Origin of the sequence: Colwellia sp. KU-HH00111 (assembly GCF_040362745.1) — a bacterium.
GTDB lineage: Bacteria > Pseudomonadota > Gammaproteobacteria > Enterobacterales > Alteromonadaceae > Colwellia.
Map to the genome: position 1 here is coordinate 53,437 of NZ_BAABWO010000010.1, position 22,815 is coordinate 76,251.

The window sequence follows — 22,815 nt, forward strand, 5'->3', positions numbered from 1 at the left end:
GTGATAAACCAATGTAGGGCGGAATTTATTCCGACAATAAGCGGGCAATGAATTCCCCCCTACAAAGGGCAAACCATGTCGGGCGGAAAGTGAAAAACTATGTTGGGCGAAATTTATTCCGACAAAAAAAGCGGGCAATGAATTACCCCCTACAAAGGGCAATCCATGTCGGGCGAAAAGCGTTAAACCCATGTAGGGCGGAATTTATTCCGACAAAAAAAGCGGGCAATAAATTACCCCCTACAAAGGGCACAACATGTTGGACGAAAGGTGATAAACCCATGTAGGGCGGAATTTATTCCGACAAAAAAAGCGGGCAATGAATTACCCCCTACATAGAGCAAACCATGTAGGGCGGAGTGGTAAACCAATGTAGGGCGGAATTTATTCCGACAATAAGCTTAGTCCGACAAAAAAGCGGGCAATGAATTACCCCCTACAAAGAGCAATCCATGTCGGACGGAAAGTGATAAACCAATCTAGGGCGGAGTGATAAACAATGTAGGGCGGACTTTAGTCCGACAAAAAAACGGGCAATGAATTACCCCCTACAAAGGGCAATCCATGTCGGGCGAAAAGCGTTAAACCCATGTAGGGCGGAATTTATTCCGACAAACCGCGGGCAATGAATTACCCCCTACAAAGGGAAATCCATGTTGGGCAAAAAGTGATAAACCCATGTAGGGCGGAATTTATTCCGACAAACCGCGGGCAATGAATTACCCCCTACAAAGGGCAATCCATGTTGGGCGGAAAGTGATAAACCAATGTAGGGCGGAAAGTGTTAAACCCATGTAGGGCGGAATTTATTCCGACAAAAAAAGCGGGCAATGAATTACCCCCTACATAGAGCACACCCTGTTGGACGAAAGGTGAAAAAACCATGTAGGGCGGAATTTATTCCGACAAAAAAAGCGGGCAATGAATTACCCCCTACATAGAGCACACCATGTTGGACGAAAGGTGAAAAAACCATGTAGGGCGGAATTTATTCCGACAAAAAACGGGCAATGAATTACCCCTTCAAATTGACCAATCAATGTAGAGTAAGCATTATGACATTAGATCAAATTAAAACATTATGCCGTATCGTTGAATGTGGCACGTTACAAAAAGCAGCGCAAAGTTTGCATAAAACTCAACCAGCCTTGTCGATGTCGATAAAAAAATTAGAAAACGAATATGGCTTTCAAATTCTAACGCGCGATAATTACCGACTGACACTCACTAAAGCGGGTCAATCTTTTTATCATAAAGCTCAAGAGTTACTGCAATCAGCATCACAACTAAGTTCATTAGGTGAACATTTAGGAGAAGGTAACGAGGCTAAAATACGTTTGGGTTATGATGCTATATGTCCGTTGACCCACATTTTACCTATTCTAAAACGTTGCCAAACCCAATTTCCTTTTACTGAAATTGAATTAATAGGCGGCTCTCGTTTTAGCGCTTTAGATTTATTAAAAAAAGAAGAGATTGATATTGCAATTAGTCCATGGTGGCCCACACTTTATGCATTAGGCGGTTTAGAATCATTACCAGTTACCCACTTCAGCGTTATTTTGGTCGCGACACCTGAGTTATTTCCTGCACATAAACGCATTAGTATTAGTGATTTAAAGCAAGAAGTGCATATTGATGTTGAAGCGAGTGATTTAAGTTTTGATACTCATGATCTTATCTTGTTAAAAGGCTGTCGCCAATGGCGCACAAAAGATGCTTATACCCTAAAAAATATGTTAGTTGAAGGCTTAGGTTGGGGCTATATTCCCGAATTTATGGTGGAAGAAGAACTTCAATCAGGGGAATTAGTTAAACTTAAGCTAAATGAAATTGAACACGAAATTAGTGGAGAAATACGTTTAATAAAACGACAAGAGTGTACCTTAGGACCTGTTTCAACCATGATTTGGAATGAGTTTGTTTGACACGCTGACGTATTAGCCAAAAGTATGACTAACATTATATATTAGAATAATGTAATATTAACATTAGTTTTTTCTAATTTAACAGGTTGAAAGAGTGTCACATGAAACCATTACTGTTTATTCTATTTTTTTGTTCAAATTTATTCTCAGCGGCTTACGCTAATAATATTGTAAGTGAGTATGCCCCTAGTAAAGAATGTAAGACTTGTCATTCACAAATATATGATGAATTTTATAGCTCTATGCACGCAAACTCGACACCTCAAAAAGATCCCATTCATGCTTCTGTGTGGAATCGTCACCCTAAAAATTTAAAACTTAACCAATATGCCTGTGGTAAATGTCATACACCGGCAGCGAATAATTTAGATAAAATGTTAACAAAGGGGCAAAAAGCGTTGCCCAGTGCGGATAATGCTACGCATCAAGAGGGCATTAGTTGTGCCTATTGTCATCGGATTGAAAGTATTAAACTAGCAAGTAAATCGAACATTAATGTGATGAGTGAAGTGCCCAAAAAGTATTTTGGCACTACAAACAGCCAAGTACCTTCTCCGTTTCATGATACGGTAAAAACTGATAACTCAGCTATGAAAAATGGTAATGTTTGTGTTGGTTGCCATTCTCATAAAAAAAATAAGCATGGTCTTAATGTTTGCTCTACTAATATCAATAATGAAATGGATGGCGCAAACTGTGTGAGTTGTCATATGCCAAAAGTTACCGGTAAGCCGTCTGCGTTGAGTCAAACTAAAGCGCATAGCTTTCATGGCTTTCCTGGTGCTCACCAGAATCTTGATATGCTCACCAAATATGTTGATATTTCACTGCTTAGAGAAATTAATAATTTTAAAGTAAATATTGATAATCAAAGTTCTCATGCTTTGCTGCTTCATCCTCTACGTGTTGCTGTGCTAAAAGTAAAAGTTATAAGAGGAGACAAAGAGATAGCACTACCTGAACAGTATTTTAAACGGGTTATTGGCGTAAACGGCAAACCAGCTATGCCTTGGCTAGCAAAAAAGGAAGTTGCCAATACCATGATACAAGCCAATGAAAAAAGAGTGGTTAATTATGATTTTTCGCTACAAAAAAGAGATGAAGTAGAGGTTGTACTGGGTTGGTATTTAGTTAATCCTAAAGCAGTGGCAAAACTAAACTTATCAGATGAAAAAGTTGCTACCCAGTTTATGATGTTTAAACAACAAAGCTTTACCTTTTAGATAGCAATGTACTCTGTTTCAACGAGTTGTAGCCATTATGCTGTGGCTTGTTGATATGCCCAACTAAGCCAAGGTAATAAGGCAATTAAATCAGATTTTACAACGGTAGCGCCACACCAAATTCGTAAACCAGAAGGGGCATCTTTGTATGCGCCAATGTCGAAAGCCACACCTTCATCAGCTAATAATTGAATTAGGGTGTTAATTTGCTCATCGTTAGCCTTTAACTGAAAGCAGACACTGGTGTTTGAACAGATATCAGTGTTTTTCGCTAAAAAGTCTATCCAGTTATTTTGTTCAACATATTCAGCCATTACTTGCAGGTTAGCTTGGCTTTTTTCAATTGCCGCATGCACGCCACCTATACTGTCAATCCATGCTAGGGCATCAAGGTAGTCTTCAACACACAACATTGATGGTGTATTTATCGTGGCACCTTTGAAAATGCCATCTATGAGCTTACCTTTACTGGTTAAGCGAAATACTTTTGGCAGTGGCCATGCTGGGGTATATGACTCAAGGCGTTTTACCGCGTTTGGACTAAGGATCAGCATGCCATGAGCTCCTTCACCACCAAGCACTTTTTGCCAACTAAAGGTGGCAACGTCAATTTTGTGCCAATCAATGTCCATGGCAAAAACAGCGCTAGTGGCATCACAAATGGTCAACCCACTGCGGTCATCGCTGATCCAGTCTGCGTTATCAATCTTTACTCCTGAGGTGGTGCCATTCCAAGTAAAAATAATATCGTGCTCAGGGTTGGCTTGGGCAAAGTCAGGTAATTGACCATAATCAGCAATAAAGGTACGGGCGTCTTTAAGATGTAATTGTTTGGTAATATCTGTTGCCCAACCTGAGCCAAATGATTCCCAGGCAAATACGTCAACCGGTCGTTGACCCAAGAGTGACCACATTGCCATTTCCATTGCACCGGTATCAGAGCCGGGTACTATGCCTACTTTATAACCTTGCGGTAAATTTAATAACCGTGATGTTTCATCAATGGCTTTTTTCAAACGCTCTTTGCCTATGTTACTTCGATGAGAACGCCCTAAGCTGTCAATATTTAGAGCACTAAGGTTATAACCAGGGCGTTTAGTACAGGGCCCTGAAGAGAAATTTGGATTGGCCGGTTTAACAGTCGGTTTCATTTGTTTTCCTTGTCGGCTCTATTATATTTTGAGCGCCTTAAGTTAGTAAAAATTTAGCGTGCTTGGTAACGCTAATTATTTGTTCTAATGGTGCGTTAATTTTAATTATTACTCAATAGTGCCAAGTCATTAACCATAAGAAACAATATGCATAGTTAAAGGAAAAAAAGAATAAACGTGAAGCAAAGAGGTAAGTTGCCTATCATGGTCTATTCAAGTGAACCTATACTCATTAACGGTAAACCGCTTTCTGGCTATTGTTCTTCAATATATGCTTATTTATCGATCCCACCCATGCATAAGTACTTTATTTCCATATAATCATCTAAACCGTACTTAGAGCCTTCACGGCCATTGCCTGATTGTTTTACCCCACCAAAAGGCGCTGCGGCATTGGAGATAATGCCTTCATTGATACCGATCATGCCAAACTCTAGGCCTTCGGCAACACGCCAAATAACGCCTATATCACGAGAATAAAAATAGGCGGCTAAGCCGTATTCAGTATCATTGGCTAGCGCTAATGCTTCAGCTTCATTGGCAAATGATATCAGTGGCGATACTGGCCCAAAAATTTCATTGCTAGCTACCGGCATGTCATTGGTCACATTAGTTAAAATAGTTGGTTGATAAAAACATGAACCGGCTTGTTCGATTTTGCCACCTAAGATAACTTTAGCGCCCATGTTAATAGATTCATCGACCAATGTTTGGACATCAGCAACGGCTTGTTCGCTGATCATTGGACCGACATTAACGTCTTCATGCAAACCATTGCCCATTGATAAGGTACTGACGGCTTGTGCAAATTTTTCACTAAAAGCTTCCATAACGTCTTGATGGACTAAAATACGGTTGGTGCACACACAGGTTTGACCGGCATTTCTATATTTAGACGCCAACGCCCCTTGTACTGCGGCGTCGAGGTCGGCATCGGCAAAAACAATAAAGGGCGCGTTGCCGCCAAGCTCCATTGACACTTTTTTCACTGTTGAGGCACATTGGCTAATTAATGCTTTGCCAACAGGAGTTGAGCCGGTGAAAGTAAACTTAGCCACATCGGGGTGCTCTGTTAACACCTTACCCATGCCGCGCGCATCATCACCTACTACCACATTAAAAACACCGGCAGGAATACCTGCACGCTCTGCCAGTTCGGCCATGGCTAAAGCAGAAAGTGGTGTTTGAGTCGCAGGACGGACAACAAATGTACAACCGGCTGCTAATGCCGCTGCCGCTTTACGTGCGATCATCGCATTGGGGAAGTTCCATGGTGTTATCGAAGCAACCACGCCAACCGGCTGTTTAATCACAACAATGCGCTTGTCGTTTGCTGGCGCGGGAATAGTATCACCATAAACACGTTTACCTTCTTCAGCAAACCATTCAATAAATGCTGCACCATAAGCAATTTCACCTTTTGCTTCTGCCAGCGGTTTACCTTGCTCCAACGTAAGGATTTTTCCTAAGTCGTCTTGATGTTCCATCATTAAGTTGAACCAATTTCGCATTAATACTGCACGTTCATTGGCTGATTTTCCAGACCACATTTTATAGGCAGATTTAGCGGCTTTTATCGCTAATTCTGTTTCGGCAATGCCGGCATTACTAACGTTAGCAACTAACTCACCAGTGGCAGGATTATTAACGGCTAAATTTGTTTCACTGCTATGCCAACTTCCGTTGATATAGGAAAAGTTTTTAACTAATTGTTGATCTTTTAGACTGTGCATATTTGTCTCCACAATAGGATCGCTTCAAATGATTCATTCACTTTGTTTAGCATTAAATCAAACTCAGGTTAAACATAAAACACAAATATAAAATATTCATCAGAATAACAAAGTTAAGAGGGACGGCAGAGGCAACTGTCATAACGGTTGTGTGCATAACGCGATGCCCATCTATGGCTAAGAGGTAAGCTCTTCACAGATCGCTTGCTTTAGCTGTCATGCCACATTGAGAAAAGAAAAGCGCTACTACATCTAAGACCTGTTTATATTGGCTGAAAATTTAGCCGCTATGGACACATTGGGCTTAATGAGTTTGCTATTTTTTCGGCTTCAACAAGAAAATCAGAGTTAAAAGCATCTTGATAAACAAAAAAAGTGACACCATTGGGGAGTAGATTAATAAAGTTTCCACCATAACCGGCCATTCTTGGGATCCAATATTCACAATCCATATTAGTGCCTTTTATTAACCAAAAGGAAAACCGATAATTTATATTGTCGTTTTGAATTGAGTTATCGTTAAATGATGGCAGCGAATGCATGGTACTAGCTGCAAGTGCTTTTTCAGTGACGGAAGTGTTTAGCAGCGTCACGCCATTGTGTACACCTTTATTTTGCAATAACTTACTGATTAAAACGGTGTCAATGGCTGTAGGAAACAACCCCGTCCCCAGCAATGGTATGCCACGAGTGCCATTTGTTTCTATAGTGTGAATGGCGGGTAACACGGCAATACCAATAGGGTTCAACACCTCAACTGTAAAGCGATCCCATAAATTTACATCATTACCTTCCTTTTGTTTTATTAATGCGTCCATCACCGCAGCTAAGGTAAATGTATCAACAGTTCTATAACGGAAAACTTCCCCAGGACTCCAAGAATAATGAGAATAGCTATTTGAAATATCGAGCTTTTCTTGTGCGCTAGTTGCCCAAGTCCAAGGGCCTGTTTTTTCATTATACTCATCTGAAAACATATCATTTTCTGGATAAATACCTAACTCCCCAATACTTGAGCTCATATCAATTAAATGTTGAATGGTGACTTGATCCCATTGGTTATGATCAGCTTCAATTGGCAAGTATTTTGTGACAACATCATCTAGAATTTCTTCACCGTATTTTTGGGTTAACCACATTAATAGCATCCCCGCACCCATTGACTTTGCAGCAGAAAAGCTGCCCTGACGCATCTGAGCACAAAATGGGAAGTCACCATAAGGTGTCGGACATGCTTGTAAGTACAATGTGTCATTATAATGCAACCCAATCGCACTATAATCAGCACCGTTTGGATCACTTACTATGGCATTCACATAATCTTCTTCTACTGCTGCGGTTAAGCTTTGCCATGTTGCTATATTTGGCAGCGCTGCTAAGTATTGATTAAACATCGCTTTATGGGCTATGAAATCTTCACTAGACTCATTGTTAAAAAGTAAATCCAGTTGTCCCCAAAAATGATACTGGAAATAACTTGCCGTTTGTTGGACTACTTGAAAGCGAAATTTTGAGACTTCATTGTTAGTGGGATCAAATAAAAAAGTAGCAATACCATTATGTGTTTGGCTACGTAGCTTATCTGTTAATACAAAGGGAAAGGCAACTCGCAACCAGCCTTGGTCGTCTGCTTCAGACCAAATCTTTCCAGGTGATAAAATAATCCCCCAAAAACTGTCATAACCTGTGGAGTAGATAATATCTTGCTTGACGGGTACAAAATGCTCGCCTTGAGTATAAAAGTCTGTAGTAAAGCCAGGAAAGAACAAATAACCCTTACCCCGATTATCTTCTTCTGGGCCGTTACCTAACATTTTTGTTTCTTTCATTGTTAAGTTGCCACTAAAATTATCTAGTGTGGTAAGTTCAGCATCAATAGGCATGAAATAGCTATTATGAATTGGTGACGGCTGACTATATTCTCCCTGCTGCAAGTGATTAAGGGTCAACCATGTTCGTTTACTTGCAGGTGCGTGTGTTAAATAACTTAACTCCTGTGTAGAAGTGTCATCTATTGGTACAGCTTCATCCTGCTTTGAATTGCACCCGACCAGCAATAGCACCAATAACAATAATGTAAAGCGTATTTCCATCATAACTTTTTCTCATTTTTTTATTTTAAGTTGATGAAGTTTATACCTCATGGCAGGATGTAATACTTTATAACTCTAAGTAAAAAAGATGATTTTTTTATGATATTTACACATTCACGGCTAAAAAATGACTAAAGTCAGTCAAGTCGCCGATTTTACTCAACCATTTAGATTAGCTGAATACTTAGTTGTACCTGAGCATCATTATATTGAACGACTTCATACTCGAGTTGAGTCAAAAAACGCTAGAATAGAAATTGAACCTTTAGCCATGGCAATGCTGGTGTATCTTGCAAAACATCAAGGAAATGTTGTCAAAAGGGAAACCTTATTTGAAGCACTTTGGCCAGGTAAAATTGTCAGTCAAGGTGCATTAACGCGAATTATTAGTGTGTTGAGATTGGCGTTGAATGAGAGTAAAGGCGCACCCAAATATATTAAAACAATACCAAAACAAGGATATTGCTTAATTGCTGATGTATCGCCGTTCACACTCGATTTGAAAAAAGCACGCGTTTGGAGTAAAAAAAACGTCATCATTATGATGACTGTTTTGGTGAGTTTTTTTACCATTTATCTTTCGACAGACAAGCAAGAGTCTGCAATTGCCAACACATGGTTTGGCCCAATAATTGGCGTGACTAGTTTAGTTGGGGTAGAAAGGTTACCTACTATGTCTAGTGATATGCGATCAATATTGTTTAGTTATCGTCCTCAGCAAGCCCAAACAGATAGCTTGGTTATTCAAAACCTAAGCGACTCAACAATGGTCACTTTACAAAATAGCCATTCACAATATTTAGCGTTAACTTGGTCAAAAGACCAAAAGTTTATTGCTTATGCGGCTTATAGCAATGGAGAATGTTTGGTTGAGGTAGCAGCCTATTCACCAGAGAGTAAATCGATGCATGCTCGACAAAAAGTGACAAGTTGTAGCGCATTTTTTCAAATCGATATTAAATTCAGTTTAGATAGCCAATTTTTATATATTTTATCTAGCCAAGAAACCGGCGGTTATTTAATTGAAAGCTTTGATTTATCTTCAAAGTCAAAAAGTGTGTTACTTGATCGGAGTGATTCGCAACAGTATGCTGATCATTTAAGTATCACAGATCAATTGAGCACTTTAGCCTTTGTTGAATCAGATCTTGTTAAAAATATCTCGCACATTAATTTGCTGACTATCAATGAAAATCAACAAACAGCGTTAGAAACTTTAGCGACGCTGGCAACGTTACCTAAAGCACTCTCTTGGATAAACAGCCACAATGCCTTTATTGTTTGGCAAGATCAAAATTATCAATTATTAGCGTTAACAGGGCAGTGGTTTTCAATTAATAATGCTCGGGGTTTACATCTTAACAACTTAACATCACCTGCCCAGGAGAAAATATTATTTACCCATGAGATAAACTCTCATTTTATTGAAGAGCATAGTAACCCTTTATTAATGCACAACAATCAAACAAGCACAGTGGCTGATTCAAGTTTGATGGAAGGTGCTGCAGCATATGCCAATCATACAAGTCAATTTGCTCTATTAAGTGACCGACGCAGAAAGGGAGTAGAATTATGGCTAGCTAACGAAAAACTAACATTGTTTCAACCCAACAGTCTTGATATTCAATATGGGCCAATCAAATGGTCACCTGATGATAAATACCTTATGGTATTAAGTAAGCAACAACGACTGGCAGCCATCGACCTGAAAACAAAAAAGCATACGTGGCTAACAAATGAAGAAGATACAGTACTGGCGGGGAGCTGGGGCGTTAATGCAGATAAGATATATTTCAGTAAACTAGTTGATGATGAATTTCAGTTGTTTTCAACCGGCTTAATGTATCCAAAAGAGAAACAACTCACGTTTAATGGCGGTTATTTTTCACAAATCACCAGCGATGGCAAAAGTATTTATTACAATAAACGTAATCAAGCAGGGCTATGGAAAATTGATATTCAAACAAACAAGCAGCAATTGGTGACAGAAGAGTTCGGCACGCAAAATTTTTCACGCTGGCAACTATTTGATAATGGTATTTATTATCGCCATAACACCAAACTAGGTGAGGGAATAATTTTTTTCGATTTTGTCAATCAAACGCATACCATGTTATACAAGGATCTCAATATTTGGATGTTTGATGTTTCGCCAGACCAAACAAGGCTGATGTTATCCAAAGAAGAGCGTCAGTCAGATATTATGTCAGTCACAGTTGAAAGAGGTAAGTGAAATAGTGTTTTTAGTACCTTTTAAATGTCAAAACTTTTATGTTTCTAACGTAATTCTCAGTATTATTTAGCACGAGTTTTCGTCTCCTAGAGTTGAGCTTAAATAATTCATAAAGGCTTTACTTGCTTTTGATAGGTAATGGCTTTTTTTCCATGCCAAGCTTAACTTAAATTCGATTTTTGGTGAAAAAGGCACAGAGGTTAATTTAGGCTCTTCTTTTAAAATACGTGCTAAACAAGTAGTAATGCCTACTTCATTGCGAACCAGTGATTTTTGAAGTTCAATTAGGTTGGTTTCTGTGCGTATATCTAACGCTAGATGATGTTGATTGGCATATGCGCTTACTACTTCACGTAAAAAATAACCTTCATGGAAGAGCACTAGTGGTTGTTGACTAAATTGTGCCATTGTTAGGGTTTTTTGCGTGGCTAACGGGTGTGATTTTACCATGCCAGCAACAATTTCCTCGTTGATTAGTTCAGTATAACGAAGTTGTGGGTTTTCTATATCACCGCGAACCAATGCTAAATCAAGTTCACCATTGAGTAACATTTTCTCAAGCGCCGCTGTACCTTGATCTACTAGGTGAATTTTAATATGCGGATAAGCTTGTTTAAAAGAAGTTAATACTTGTGGAAAATAATATGACCCCATCATTGCTGAAACACCAAAACGAATGCTACCTCGTTCAAGATCTTTTAGCTCTTGTAATTCTATTTTAACTTGTTTTGCTTGGTTTAACAGTTGAGTTGCTAGCTTAAACAGCACCTCTCCTTCAGCTGTTAACAGCGCGTTTTTTTCAGCGCGATTGATCAGTTTTAAACCGGTTTCTTGCTCTAATTTTTGTATTGAAATCGTCAGTGCTGGTTGGGCTATACCTATTTCATTGGCCGCTCTAGTGAAGTTGCCCATAACAGCCAACTGGCAAAAATGCGCTAAACGCTTAAGGTTAATATTTTGCATATATAAAATATATAGAAATTATAAAAACTATATATTATATTTATTTTGGCTTTAAGGATAGAGTATAGCCATTATTTTAAAACAATATTGCACAATAACAACTAAACGGAGTATTCATATGAGCCCCAAACTAACCCCTTTTAACTGGCAAGACCCGATGTTTCTTGATGAACAATTAACAGAAGAAGAGCGAATGATTCGAGATACTGCTTATGATTATTGCCAAGAAAAACTATTACCACGAGTACTTGAAGCTAATAGGCACGAACACTTTGACCGCGAAATAATGCGTGAATTAGGTCAGTTGGGCTTGTTAGGAGCAACGTTACCAGCAAAATATGGTGGTAGCGAAGTAAATTATGTTAGTTATGGATTAATTGCCCGTGAAGTTGAGCGTGTTGATAGTGGTTATCGTAGTGCTATGAGCGTGCAGTCATCATTAGTTATGCACCCTATTTATAGCTATGGTACTGAAGAACAACGACTAAAATATTTACCTAAATTAGCGTCGGGTGAATGGGTTGGTTGTTTTGGTTTGACTGAGCCTAATTCGGGTAGTGACCCTGCGTCTATGAGCACTCACGCAACTAAGGTTGATGGCGGGTATTGTTTAACAGGTAATAAAATGTGGATTACCAATTCACCTATTGCTGATGTTTTTGTGGTTTGGGCTAAGCTCGAAGGAAAGATCCGTGGTTTTGTACTAGAAAAAGGCATGGAAGGGTTATCAGCGCCAAAAATTGAAGGTAAATTTTCATTACGTGCCTCTATCACCGGTGAAATTGTTATGGACAACGTGTTTGTTCCTGATGAAAATATCTTCCCTGATATTAAAGGGTTAGCAGGGCCTTTTGGTTGTCTTAATAAAGCACGTTACGGTATTGCTTGGGGCGCATTAGGTGCAGCAGAATTTTGTTTTAGCTCTGCTAGACAATATTCAATAGACAGACAGCAATTTGGCCGCCCTTTAGCCTCAAACCAATTAATTCAAAAGAAATTAGCTGATATGCAAACTGAAATCAGTTTAGGTTTACAGGGATGTTTGCAAATGGGACGTTTGATGGATGCCAATCAATGCCCCGTTGAATTGATTTCTTTATTAAAACGCAATAACTGTGGAAAATCGCTTGATATTGCCCGAGTTGCTCGTGATATGCATGGTGGAAATGGAATTAGCGACGAGTTTGGCGTGATCCGTCATGTGATGAATCTTGAAGCAGTTAATACCTATGAGGGCACTCATGATGTCCATGCGCTTATTTTAGGCCGTGCTATCACGGGTTATCAGGCTTTTTGCTAATGACTAGCGCATTAAAGCACATTAAAGTTGTCGATTTAAGCCGAATATTAGCGGGGCCTTGGGCTTCGCAAATGCTGGCTGATATGGGCGCAGAAGTTATAAAAGTAGAGCGCCCGATAAAAGGTGATGATACACGCTTTTGGGGGCCTCCTTTTATCAAACAAGCTACTCAAGAGCAGCCACCGCAAGCGGCCTATTTTCATTGTGTAAATCGTAATAAGCAATCGATAGCGATTGATATTACCCAAGCACAAGGTCAACAAGTGCTTAAAGACTTAATCGCTCAAGCGGATGTGTTAATTGAAAACTATAAAGTGGGTGGCTTAGCAAAATACGGTCTTGACTATCAAAGTGTGAAAAAACTCAATCCGCAATTGGTGTATTGCTCGATCACTGGTTTTGGTCAAACGGGTCCTAGCGCACATAAAGCCGGATATGATGGCATGATTCAGGGCGAGGGAGGGTTGATGAGTTTAACCGGTGAGCCTGATGGTATGCCGATGAAAGTGGGGGTTGCCCTAGTTGATGTGATGACCGGACTGTATAGTTGCAATGCGGTACTGGCTGCATTAATGGCACGACAACATACCAACGAGGGACAACATATCGATATTGCGTTGCTTGATGTGCAGGTAGCGGCATTAGCCAATCAAGGGATGAACTACTTAGCGACAGGTGAAAATCCACAGCGCTTAGGTAACGGCCACCCTAATATTGTGCCGTATCAAACCTTTGCTACTCAAGATGGTAGTATGATTTTAGCGGTTGGCAATGACAGCCAGTTTGTGAAATTCTGTCAAGTGGCTCAGTGTCCAAAAATTGCGGAGGATCCTTGGTTTGCTTCTAACGAACAGCGGGTGATTAATCGTGACAAATTGATCCCTATTTTAGCCGCCAAACTTGCATCACATAAAAGTCAGTGGTGGTTAGAACAACTTGCAGAGGTTGGGGTGCCCTGTGGTCCGGTGAATACCTTAGAGCAAGTCTTTAATCACCCACAAATAAAGCACAGAGAAATGGTGCGAAAAATCGCTAATCAACAAGGGGAGCAAATAGATACGGTTGCATCACCGATAAACCTTTCAGCGACGCCATTGCAATATAGCAATGCAGCGCCTGACTTAGGGCAGCACAGCTATCAGGTGTTATCAAAAACATTGAACTACAGTGATGATGATATTAGCACGCTATTTTCTAAGGCGGTGGTGAGTTGAGGTTATACCATTTACATCGTTGAGTGGTTATAAAAATTTGCCAGGTATTTAAATTAATTTTAACAATACAAATACGGTAAGACTGGTGCCCAAGGTTAAGTAAACACTATGACTTTTATAAGCAGTAATAATTGCCACCGTTGCTGCTAATAAATAGGGGTTAGTTAAGCTAGTATTAAAGCTATTCTCTTGGATAAAAATAATAGGTACCCAAATTGCTGTTAACACTGCGGGAGCACTAAAACTTAAAAAGTGCGTGGTTTTAGCGCCGATACGTATGGGTAGTTTAGGGTGTAAAAATAAATAGCGACTTGCAAACGTAATAATGGCTAATAAAACGATGGTTATAAGTGTCATGGGATGTCCTTGTTATTTTTCATTATAGGTGTTTTTGCTTGTTTATTGGCGGTTATGTAACCGCAGTACATAGCAATAAGCGAAGCTATTACTAAGCCTAATTCCCAGTTAAATAATTTAAATAGCACAGATAAGCAACCAGCAACGACTACCGTCACTAACATTGCCACATTAGTAATTGATGGAATAACTAATGCGATGAATGTTACGGCAATGGCAAAATCTAAGCCTATACTCGTTAAATCAGGTAAATAACTACCAGCGACAATACCAATGATATTCCACAATAACCAACACAAGTAGAAGCTCCCACCGGCACTAATGGCATATACTAGTTGAAGATTTCCTTGATAAGCTTTTTGATCTCCAGAAAGTGCAAACAGTTCATCAGTTAATAAAAATCCTAGACTGCCACGCCATTTGAAGGGCAGATTTTTCAACTTATCTCTAAGGGCTAAACCATATAAAAAATGCCGAGAACTAATGATCAAGGCAGTAAATAGAATTGTGGCTAATGGCGTATTGTCATTGATCAACTCAATAACCACTAGTTGTACAGCACCAGCAAAAACTAAAATGGGCATTAACAGAGCTTCCAAAACGCTGAAGCCACGTTGTATCGATAAAGAGCCGCATAATATGCCCCACGGCAGTACAGCAAGGTTTAAAGGCAACATAGCCAATACACCTTTTTGTATTATTTTTAACCTAGCCTGTTTTCTATTAAACGACATCGCATACCTGTTGTTGGTTTTTCTGACGGTGTGACATTAATAAAAGCATCATGGTTTTGTTAATGTCAATTGAGTGATGTTCTTAATTAAGTTAGTTTTTTAAAGAACAAGGGTGCTGATTAGCCAAGCAAATAACGGGGCTAAAATAGCAGTTAAAATTCCACTGATTACTAATGCTAAAGAGCTGAACGCACCTTGCTCTGTGCCTACTTCCATTGCTTTTGCAGTACCAATAGCATGAGCGCTACACCCCATGGCTAAACCTTGTGCTTGTTCATTGGTGATGTTAAACAGTTTGAGTACAGTAAAACCTGCTAGAGCGCCTAATAACCCCACCGCAATTACAACGGCAGCGGCCAATGACGCTAAACCGCCTACTTCATTGGCAATGGCCATAGCAATAGGACTAGTGACTGATTTTGGTAATAACGATAACAATAATACCTTGTCTTGGGTTAGTAATATTGCCATTAGCAAGCAGCTTGATATACCTATTACTACGCCAGCAAAGCAACTGATCATGATAGGGATAAACTGCTTTTTAATTTGAGATATTTGATAAAATAATGGAATAGCTAGTGCTACCACAGCTGGCTCTAGTAGCCAAACAAAGGGTTGATTGGCCTCTGCGTAGTGCTGATAATTTAAGGGGGTAAAACTAAATAGGGCAATAAAAAATAAAATGCTCACTAATAAAGGGTTTGCCAAGGGATTTTGTATCGGTTGTAATATTTTTCGAGCGGCTAAGAAAACTAATGTAGTGGCAATCAAGTAAGCATAAATCATTTTACTAACCTTTGATATATCCAGCCAACACCGACTAAAACAGCCAACGTACTCACTACACTGCTTACAATGATGGTAAACCAATGGTTCGATAATAATTCAGTGTATTGCAATAAGCCTACGCCTACAGGTACAAAAAAAAGCGTGATATAGCTGAGTAAAAAATTACCGGAGGGTAACACTAAGTGTAGCGGGAGTATGCGGGCATTAAGCGCAATAAATAACATCAACAACCCAAAAATACTACCGGGAATAGGGACATGGGTCAGGTACTGCAGCGCTTTTCCTAAATAAAGAAAACACAATAGTATTAAAGCACTTCGGGTGAAATGACCTATTGAAATCAAACGCGTTTTATTTAGCATAATTTAGTACAACACATTTACCATCAATCACTGAGAGTTTTGCGGTGAGTTAAGTGGCAAGTATTATACCTAAGTGCGATATCCTATCAATACAAGGGGCGTGGTTATACCTTTATAATTATTGTGTTCGACACTGTTACTCTGAAGCCAAAGCGATGATGTCAACGTTTAGATAGCAGCATAATGTCGTTATAGTTGTGTATTTAAGCTTGTTTTAATGCCTTGCTAACTTGTGTCTGTGCAGCAGGTTGCAGCGTATAGTGGGTGTTTGCACATGGAGAAAATAAACTATTGTTTGAATCAAGCGTCATATCGTCAATAGCCATTTGCTGACAAAAGTGTGTAAATACTTCAATATCTTGGTTACTAATTTTTTGTTGGCTTTTTTGCATTATGCCGTCAATGTATGCACTGCTGCCATGTAAGTTAATATTAGCAATAGCGCTATAAGGCTCGCCATATTTTTCAACACGTAAAGCTCTGACCATTTTTACTTCAAAAATCCAATTATCAATTTTTATATGGCGTTGTATTATTTTGCTCATTCGGATTTGCCTCTGTCGATACACATCCATGCGTTTATCATTATTTAATGTAGGGTAGCTAAAATATAAAAAAACCGACTGAATAGTTGGGAGAACAGTCGGCTAAAAGGGGGTAAAACTGTCGCTAAGATGGTTATTATTAACCGGTACTTTTGGCTAAATCGGTAATTTTACCGTTAACTTCTTCAAGGTAGTTATTGAATTCAGCTTCATCTATTTGCTTATCTTGGTTGGCATCAATTTTATTAAACTCAACGTTTAATAAGTGGTTTTGGTCAGCCGCTGCTTCATTTTGACTTAATATGCCATTTTTATCTTGGTCAAATGCGGCAATTAATCCTGAAAAGCTTGATAGCTTAGCTGGTTTAGTTAATGTTGATTGCGCCTTTTCTGTGATTTTATCTTCAGCCTTGACAAAACTCGAAGCAAAAGCAATGGTAATGACTAAGGCAGAAACCTTAAATAAACTAACGTTTTTCATATGAGATCCTTGTGTATGATTATCGGGTAAAACTTAAGGTTTTATTTATTAAAACAAAACCATTAAATATATTTTATGCTTGTTCACGGTAACTCTTAGTAAAAAGTAGAGAATAAAGAGTGATGTGATCCAAGTTCAATCTAGTAATAGCACACACTGTGCCAACTGTTTATGTTATTGTATTTTAAGTAAAAAATCACATTGTGGTTAATGCGACTGTCGCCAGATAGCAACAGGTTATTTAATCCGAGAAACTTTCTCATTGATAAATCGCCAAAAATTAAAATTAAATTTTAAATATCAATGAGATACGTATTTATGTTTGTAGCTTTACCTTGTCTCTAAATAGAGACATCATTGTATTTATCATGAAAATACTCTAAAAAGGCGTTCATTAGATCAAACTTGTATTTTACTGTAACTGAGCGTTAATAAACGTATAAGGATTTTTTCCGTGTTCTGGTTCGATAAATTGATGATTATCGTTAGCAATAAATTGCATATCGTAAAATCACTTTCTATTAAAAGGCTAACCTTACTTGGGTTTTCGCTAGTGGCTTTTCCATTGGTGGTAGCGCTATTGTATAGTGCCAATCAAGTTAACGAACTGTCTAAACAAGGTGAACGTTCTATCTTTACTGTGGCAGAACTCATCAATACCAGCCAACAAATGAGTAGTACCTTAAAAAAAATGCAACGTTATGCCAGTCAGTATTTGGTTTTGCAAGATAAGGAGTTGATGGTTAGCTATCAAATAGAGCAACAGTTACTTTTAACTACAAACGATAGACTTAGGCAACATCAAGATGAAAAAATCAGAAAAAAAACCAGGCAATTTGCACAAGCGATTTCTCTCGTTGACCAAACGATCACAACGATATCTGCTGGTTCATCAAGCAATGATTCCCCAGTAGAGAAAGTCTCGCTAGAAGGCTTGCAAACACAATTTAAACACTTGATTGCAATCAATGAGCAAATAAACACCCGTATTAGTGAATTAATAAACCAACAAGCGCAAACTATTAAAGATGCTACGGCTAAGGTCAGTAAGACCTTATTGCAAAGTTTGTTTATCATTCCTGTTTCGCTGTTGATTGCTGGTATATTTATTATGTTAATTACGCAACCATTGAAGCAATTAACGTTAAAAATACAGCAATTACAACAAGGTAACTTTGAAGCGGGTGTTGAGTCTCAGGGGGATCTTGATAAAAGTAGTGTGGTGCTTGGCTTTGTCGAAGTAAAGGAAATTAATGATGCCTTAAATAGTATGCGTGACCGGTTACATGTTTTAGAGTTACAGAAGTCGAGTTTTATTCGCCATATTTCACATGAATTAAAAACCCCATTAGCGGCTATTAGAGAAGGAACAGAGCTACTTTACGACAATAGCGTAGGTAGGCTAAATAGCGAACAGCAAGAAGTCACTAAAATTATTCGCACTAGCACCACAAGGCTACAGGGGTTAATTGAAGCCTTACTAGATTTTAATATTGTTTTAGACTCAACAAGTTTGCAAGACAAAGAAAGTATCAATTTTTCTGTACTCATTGAACAAGTACTCAATGATCGGACGCTAGATATCAAACGCAAGCAATTAATAATAGAGAAACACTACCCAGATATTACCTTTGAAAGTAATGCCAAACAACTTAATGTGATTATTGATAATTTACTCTCTAACGCCATAAAATATTCACCAGAGCAAGGCGTTATTACTATTTCAGCTCAGCTTGTTAAGCAACACCTCGTCTTTTCAGTAGAAGATCAAGGCGCGGGGATCAAAGCTGAGCAACAAGACAAAGTCTTTGATGCCTTTTATCAAGGGACGCCGCCTAATGATTCTTCAATTAAAAGTAGTGGTCTTGGTTTAACCATTGTTAAAGAGTTATTATTGAGGCTAAACGGCCAAGTGTCAGTGCAGAGCCAAACAGTATCACCCAGTGGTACCAAATTGGAAATCACACTCAACAGTATTGTAAAAGGAGCGCACTCATGAAGTTAGTCTTAAATCTGTTTAACAATCCACATAAGTGTGTACCAAGCTTTAAATTCACCCAGAGGTTGCCATTGAAAAAAGTTATTTTAATCCTAGGGGGGATTGTTTGCTTGTCAGCCTGTCAGCTAACTGAACCGTATAGCAATGCTAATTCCCTTGTTTCAAATACAATAAATTATAGTCAGTATTACTTGGCGTTAAAAAATCTGTCAAAACCTGAGTTACAACGTGAAATACAACTACAACAGTTAAAAGAATCACAAGGCAGTATTGCAGCAGAAATAAATTTAATGTTGCTACATAGCTTACCTAACTCACCGTCACATAATGTTTATAGCGCTAAATCTAAATTGAATGAGCAATTAAAGCGACACGATAGCTATCAGCTAAACTCAGACGATCAGGCTTTTTTTAGTTTACTTAAAGACCAACTGAATCAGCAATTATTTTTATTTCAAAAATTAATTAATCAAGAGTTAGCGCATGATAAACAAGCAGAAAAATACAGTATTAACGATAAAAAGCAAAAAAATAAAATTGCCGCTTTAGAGCTAACAGTGGCACAACTAAGCAAACAAATAACGCAACTTAAAAAAATAGAACAAACGATCAGCGGCCATGGACACTAACACAATGAAATTATCTGAACAGGTAGCCTGTAATAGTCAAGAAAAAATTCTGATCGTTGATGATGACCCTAGTTTATTACGTTTGCTTGGTATTCGATTATCTGCTGCTGGCTACTTAGTTGAATCAGCGGCTAATGCTAAAATAGCCTTGGGCATGTTAAAAAGCTTTCATCCGCAATTAGTGATCAGTGATTTGCGTATGGAAGGGATGGACGGTATGGCGTTATTTGAACAAATTCGTCAGCAGTCGCCTAGTCTACCGGTGATTATTATGACCGCGCACGGTACTATTCCTGATGCAATTAGTGCCACTAAACAGGGCGTTTTTAGCTTTTTAACTAAGCCCTTTGAAAGTCAACAGTTACTGGAAGTTGTTGAACAAGCAATGAGGTTACAGCCTGCTGATACTACCCAAAACAATGAACAAGAGCGGTGGCGAGCAAAAATCATCAGTCGCAGCGCTATTATGGAATCGCTATTGCAACAAACTAAACAAGTTGCTAGCAGTGATTTTAGTTTATTAATTCATAGCGAAAGCGGCACCGGTAAAGAGTTACTCGCTCAAGCTATCCATCAATCGAGTCCACGCGCTAAAAAACCATTCACGGCAATTAACTGCGCGGCAATTTCAGAGCAATTATTAGAGTCAGAGTTATTTGGTCATGTTAAAGGTGCATTTACCGGAGCAGAAAAAAACCACCAAGGCCTATTTCAAGCGAGCGATGGTGGCACATTATTTTTAGACGAAGTGGGCGATATGCCCATGAGTTTTCAGGTAAAACTATTAAGAGCACTACAAGAAAAAGAAGTGCGCCCAGTAGGAAGTACCAAGGCCGTTAAAGTTGATGTGAGGATTATTTCAGCTACCCATAAAAACCTGCAACAGGCGATCAAAGACAAAACCTTTAGAGAAGATCTTTATTATCGCTTAAATGTGGTAGAACTTGAATTACCGCCGCTGGTAGAGCGCCGTGAAGATATTCCTTTACTCGCTCAGCATTTTCTTAATCATTGTAACCAACAAGCAAGCCTTGATGTTAAAGGATTCACACAAGAGGCGATGGAAGTACTTATTGCTGCGCCATGGCCGGGAAATATCAGGCAACTACAAAATGTCGTCGAACAAAGTGTCGCTTTATCAAGAGAAAGTATCATCGCTGCTAGTTTGATTAAAAATGCTTTACGAGATGAAAGTAGTCCATTGCCATCTTTTGCTCAAGCCAAAGATGAATTTGAGCGTGATTATCTTGCCAAGTTATTAAAACTTACGGCTGGAAATGTGTCTCAAGCGGCAAGGATAGCGCAACGCAATCGTACTGAGTTCTACAAGTTGTTAAATCGTCATCATTTAACCGCTGAAGCGTTTAGGGAAGAATTATAATATCGCTCAATGCGGTTTAATTTTAATCGTTGAGCCTTTGATTACTGTTTTATCTGCACAAAGTGGAGCGTTATACTAGTTTCGCTATGCCATGAACACTGTGCTCCTTGTGGAACAAATAAGGCTTCACCAGCATTGATTTTATGCGCAAGACCTTGTTCGTCAATACACATAAGACAGCCTTGTTTTATGTAGATAAACTCATTATAAGGGAAAGTAATGCTCCCTGTTTTAAACGAACTTCCTTGCCATACGCCGCTTGTAAATTTATGGTTTTTGCTTTGATATAATAACTTTTTCTTGAAGCCATCAGAGGTTGCCTGCCAAGGCATGGCATGCTGATCATCAATACGTATGACATGTTCGCATACAGGTGTTGCAGGTATGTCTTGCATGGGAGGCTCGTAAATCAGGTAAAACTTACGCAAATAGTCGCTTTGTTGCCACTGATAGTCATAGCCTTGAGGAATAACCAAACTGTTTTCTGCTGATACGATTTCGACCTCACCCGTTTTGTTGTTTTTAATTTCAGCAGTGCCTTCTATAATAATTATAAACTGGTCAATCGCTTGAGATGTTGCTAAGGCTAAACCGCCGACGCTATCCCAATCACCGATAGTTAAACCAAGCGTTTTATCTTGGTAATAGCAATGATTACCTTGCTCTGTAGAGGTATGTTCTGATAATTGAGTTTTGTGTTTATTGGATACTTCTTTACACCCAATAGGGTTGAGATCTAATTTAATAATTGTCATTTGTGCTCTAGTACAGGTTGTTTGTTTAATATTACGTCTAGATCAAACTTTGCACTTTATTCTTGGCGTGCAGTTTATTATATCCTATGCTTATCAAAAGACACTCTTCAAAATATGATTAATAATTCGATGGAAGGAATTAATATGCAGAAAGTACGCGCTAATATATATAGTACAGGATTAATGATCACCCTTGTTAGTTTAACTTGTTTAAGCGCAACTGCCGTTGCTGATAATGAGCTAGGGTTGAGTTTAAAAGGCAGTACCTTAGGTGCAGGAATAGAGTTAGATTATCGAATCAATAATCGTTTTAATGTGCGTTTACAAGCCAATGGATATAACTATGATGATGATTTTGAAGAAGATGATATAAGCTATGTTGGAGAATTAGAGCTATCTACTCAAGGGTTATTACTAGATTGGCGTCCTTTTGCGGGTAACTTTCGGGTGACGGGGGGGATTTATTCTAATGCCAACCAACTTACTGGTACAGCAACTGATGCTGGCGAGCAAAGTTATGATATCGGTAACGTAGAGTATTTCTCCAACCCAGATAATCCGTTACGGGTTGATGCTAATGTTGATTTAGGAAAAAGTAGCGCAGGGTATTTAGGTTTAGGCTGGGGTAACGCTATGCCCTCGGGGTGGATGTTCTCTGTTGAAGTTGGGGTATTATTAGCCGGTGAGCCGCAAGTGCAAATTGATGCCAGTGGCTCTGCCCAAGTTTATGCAAATGGCAGCTATCAGGTGTTTGATGTCTCAGATACTAGTAATCCGTTAGTCCAAGAGCTAAATGAGAATATTCGAGCAGAAGAGCAAAATTTAGCAGACGATATCTCAGGTTTTAAAGCGTACCCTGTCATTGCTTTAGGGGTCGGCTATCGTTTTTAGTAAGTGATAATATTGAGAAGCACGTAACTAACGGCTTAAGGGGGGCCTTGAGCC

Annotated in this window: 20 protein-coding genes; 9 read left to right on the top strand and 11 right to left on the bottom strand. The window is 38.9% G+C overall.

Annotation, left to right across the window (positions count from 1 at the left end; all coding sequences use genetic code 11):
• Positions 1 to 1,055 precede the first annotated feature (1,055 nt).
• Together ABXG98_RS16305 and ABXG98_RS16310 are read left to right on the top strand one after the other, a co-directional pair.
• On the top strand, positions 1,056 to 1,928 hold the full coding sequence (locus ABXG98_RS16305) for a LysR family transcriptional regulator (RefSeq protein ID WP_353539763.1): 873 nt from the start codon (positions 1,056 to 1,058) through the stop codon (positions 1,926 to 1,928).
• A gap of 101 nt (positions 1,929 to 2,029) precedes the next feature.
• On the top strand, positions 2,030 to 3,151 hold the full coding sequence (locus ABXG98_RS16310) for a multiheme c-type cytochrome (protein WP_353539764.1): 1,122 nt from the start codon (positions 2,030 to 2,032) through the stop codon (positions 3,149 to 3,151).
• Between the two features lie 35 nt (positions 3,152 to 3,186).
• Here ABXG98_RS16310 and ABXG98_RS16315 read toward each other — a convergent pair whose 3' ends face one another.
• The 3 genes from ABXG98_RS16315 to ABXG98_RS16325 all read right to left on the bottom strand — a co-directional run bounded on the left by ABXG98_RS16315 (position 3,187) and on the right by ABXG98_RS16325 (position 8,131).
• A complete protein-coding gene (locus ABXG98_RS16315; protein WP_353539765.1) occupies positions 3,187 to 4,302 on the bottom strand; it encodes a phosphoserine transaminase in 1,116 nt (371 codons plus the stop codon).
• Between the two features lie 275 nt (positions 4,303 to 4,577).
• The gene (locus tag ABXG98_RS16320) at positions 4,578 to 6,035 is read right to left on the bottom strand and encodes an NAD-dependent succinate-semialdehyde dehydrogenase (RefSeq protein WP_353539766.1); all 1,458 of its coding nucleotides are present in this window, start codon (positions 6,033 to 6,035) and stop codon (positions 4,578 to 4,580) included.
• A 287-nt stretch (positions 6,036 to 6,322) separates the two neighbouring features.
• The gene (locus ABXG98_RS16325; RefSeq protein ID WP_353539767.1) at positions 6,323 to 8,131 is read right to left on the bottom strand and encodes a serine hydrolase; all 1,809 of its coding nucleotides are present in this window, start codon (positions 8,129 to 8,131) and stop codon (positions 6,323 to 6,325) included.
• A gap of 124 nt (positions 8,132 to 8,255) precedes the next feature.
• Here ABXG98_RS16325 and ABXG98_RS16330 point away from each other — a divergent pair, with 124 nt between their 5' ends.
• Positions 8,256 to 10,361, top strand: coding sequence for a winged helix-turn-helix domain-containing protein (locus ABXG98_RS16330; RefSeq protein ID WP_353539768.1), 2,106 nt, complete (start codon positions 8,256 to 8,258; stop codon positions 10,359 to 10,361).
• Between the two features lie 66 nt (positions 10,362 to 10,427).
• Here ABXG98_RS16330 and ABXG98_RS16335 read toward each other — a convergent pair whose 3' ends face one another.
• A complete protein-coding gene (locus tag ABXG98_RS16335; RefSeq protein ID WP_353539854.1) occupies positions 10,428 to 11,315 on the bottom strand; it encodes a LysR family transcriptional regulator in 888 nt (295 codons plus the stop codon).
• Positions 11,316 to 11,442: 127 nt separating this feature from the next.
• Between ABXG98_RS16335 and ABXG98_RS16340 the strand changes: the two genes are divergently transcribed.
• Both ABXG98_RS16340 and ABXG98_RS16345 read left to right on the top strand, forming a co-directional pair.
• Positions 11,443 to 12,624, top strand: a complete 1,182-nt coding sequence (locus ABXG98_RS16340; protein ID WP_353539769.1) for an acyl-CoA dehydrogenase — start codon at positions 11,443 to 11,445, stop codon at positions 12,622 to 12,624.
• Positions 12,624 to 13,838: a CaiB/BaiF CoA transferase family protein gene (locus tag ABXG98_RS16345; protein WP_353539770.1), complete on the top strand. Its 1,215-nt coding sequence runs from the start codon at positions 12,624 to 12,626 to the stop codon at positions 13,836 to 13,838. The genes ABXG98_RS16340 and ABXG98_RS16345 overlap by 1 nt, the downstream gene beginning before the upstream one ends.
• Before the next feature lie 48 nt (positions 13,839 to 13,886).
• Here the strand turns inward: ABXG98_RS16345 and ABXG98_RS16350 are convergent, their stop codons facing one another.
• The 6 genes from ABXG98_RS16350 to ABXG98_RS16375 form a co-directional block, all read right to left on the bottom strand.
• Positions 13,887 to 14,195, bottom strand: a complete 309-nt coding sequence (locus ABXG98_RS16350) for an AzlD domain-containing protein (protein ID WP_353539771.1) — start codon at positions 14,193 to 14,195, stop codon at positions 13,887 to 13,889.
• The gene (locus ABXG98_RS16355; RefSeq protein WP_353539772.1) at positions 14,192 to 14,929 is read right to left on the bottom strand and encodes an AzlC family ABC transporter permease; all 738 of its coding nucleotides are present in this window, start codon (positions 14,927 to 14,929) and stop codon (positions 14,192 to 14,194) included. Before ABXG98_RS16355 ends, ABXG98_RS16350 begins: the two co-directional genes overlap by 4 nt.
• A gap of 99 nt (positions 14,930 to 15,028) precedes the next feature.
• Entirely contained in the window at positions 15,029 to 15,715 is a 687-nt protein-coding gene (locus ABXG98_RS16360) for an LrgB family protein (protein ID WP_353539773.1), read from the bottom strand.
• Positions 15,712 to 16,080 (bottom strand): CidA/LrgA family protein, encoded by a 369-nt coding sequence (locus tag ABXG98_RS16365; protein ID WP_353539774.1) that lies wholly within the window; start codon positions 16,078 to 16,080, stop codon positions 15,712 to 15,714. The genes ABXG98_RS16360 and ABXG98_RS16365 overlap by 4 nt, the downstream gene beginning before the upstream one ends.
• Positions 16,081 to 16,283: 203 nt before the next feature.
• Positions 16,284 to 16,625: a hypothetical protein gene (locus tag ABXG98_RS16370; RefSeq protein WP_353539775.1), complete on the bottom strand. Its 342-nt coding sequence runs from the start codon at positions 16,623 to 16,625 to the stop codon at positions 16,284 to 16,286.
• 139 nt (positions 16,626 to 16,764) lie between these two features.
• Positions 16,765 to 17,106 carry an EF-hand domain-containing protein gene (locus tag ABXG98_RS16375; protein WP_353539776.1) on the bottom strand — a complete coding sequence of 114 codons (342 nt, stop codon included), beginning with the start codon at positions 17,104 to 17,106 and terminating at the stop codon, positions 16,765 to 16,767.
• 454 nt (positions 17,107 to 17,560) lie between these two features.
• On the opposite strand from ABXG98_RS16375, the gene ABXG98_RS16380 reads away from it, so the two are divergent.
• From ABXG98_RS16380 to ABXG98_RS16390, 3 genes are read left to right on the top strand one after another with little or no spacing between them, the layout of a single operon-like run.
• Positions 17,561 to 19,105 (top strand): sensor histidine kinase, encoded by a 1,545-nt coding sequence (locus ABXG98_RS16380; protein WP_353539777.1) that lies wholly within the window; start codon positions 17,561 to 17,563, stop codon positions 19,103 to 19,105.
• The gene (locus ABXG98_RS16385) at positions 19,102 to 19,734 is read left to right on the top strand and encodes a hypothetical protein (RefSeq protein ID WP_353539778.1); all 633 of its coding nucleotides are present in this window, start codon (positions 19,102 to 19,104) and stop codon (positions 19,732 to 19,734) included. The genes ABXG98_RS16380 and ABXG98_RS16385 overlap by 4 nt, the downstream gene beginning before the upstream one ends.
• Before the next feature lie 4 nt (positions 19,735 to 19,738).
• Positions 19,739 to 21,115, top strand: a complete 1,377-nt coding sequence (locus ABXG98_RS16390) for a sigma 54-interacting transcriptional regulator (RefSeq protein WP_353539779.1) — start codon at positions 19,739 to 19,741, stop codon at positions 21,113 to 21,115.
• A gap of 41 nt (positions 21,116 to 21,156) precedes the next feature.
• Here the strand turns inward: ABXG98_RS16390 and ABXG98_RS16395 are convergent, their stop codons facing one another.
• Positions 21,157 to 21,870, bottom strand: a complete 714-nt coding sequence (locus ABXG98_RS16395) for a cupin domain-containing protein (RefSeq protein ID WP_353539780.1) — start codon at positions 21,868 to 21,870, stop codon at positions 21,157 to 21,159.
• Between the two features lie 144 nt (positions 21,871 to 22,014).
• On the opposite strand from ABXG98_RS16395, the gene ABXG98_RS16400 reads away from it, so the two are divergent.
• Positions 22,015 to 22,761 (top strand): hypothetical protein, encoded by a 747-nt coding sequence (locus ABXG98_RS16400; RefSeq protein ID WP_353539781.1) that lies wholly within the window; start codon positions 22,015 to 22,017, stop codon positions 22,759 to 22,761.
• Positions 22,762 to 22,815 lie beyond the last annotated feature (54 nt).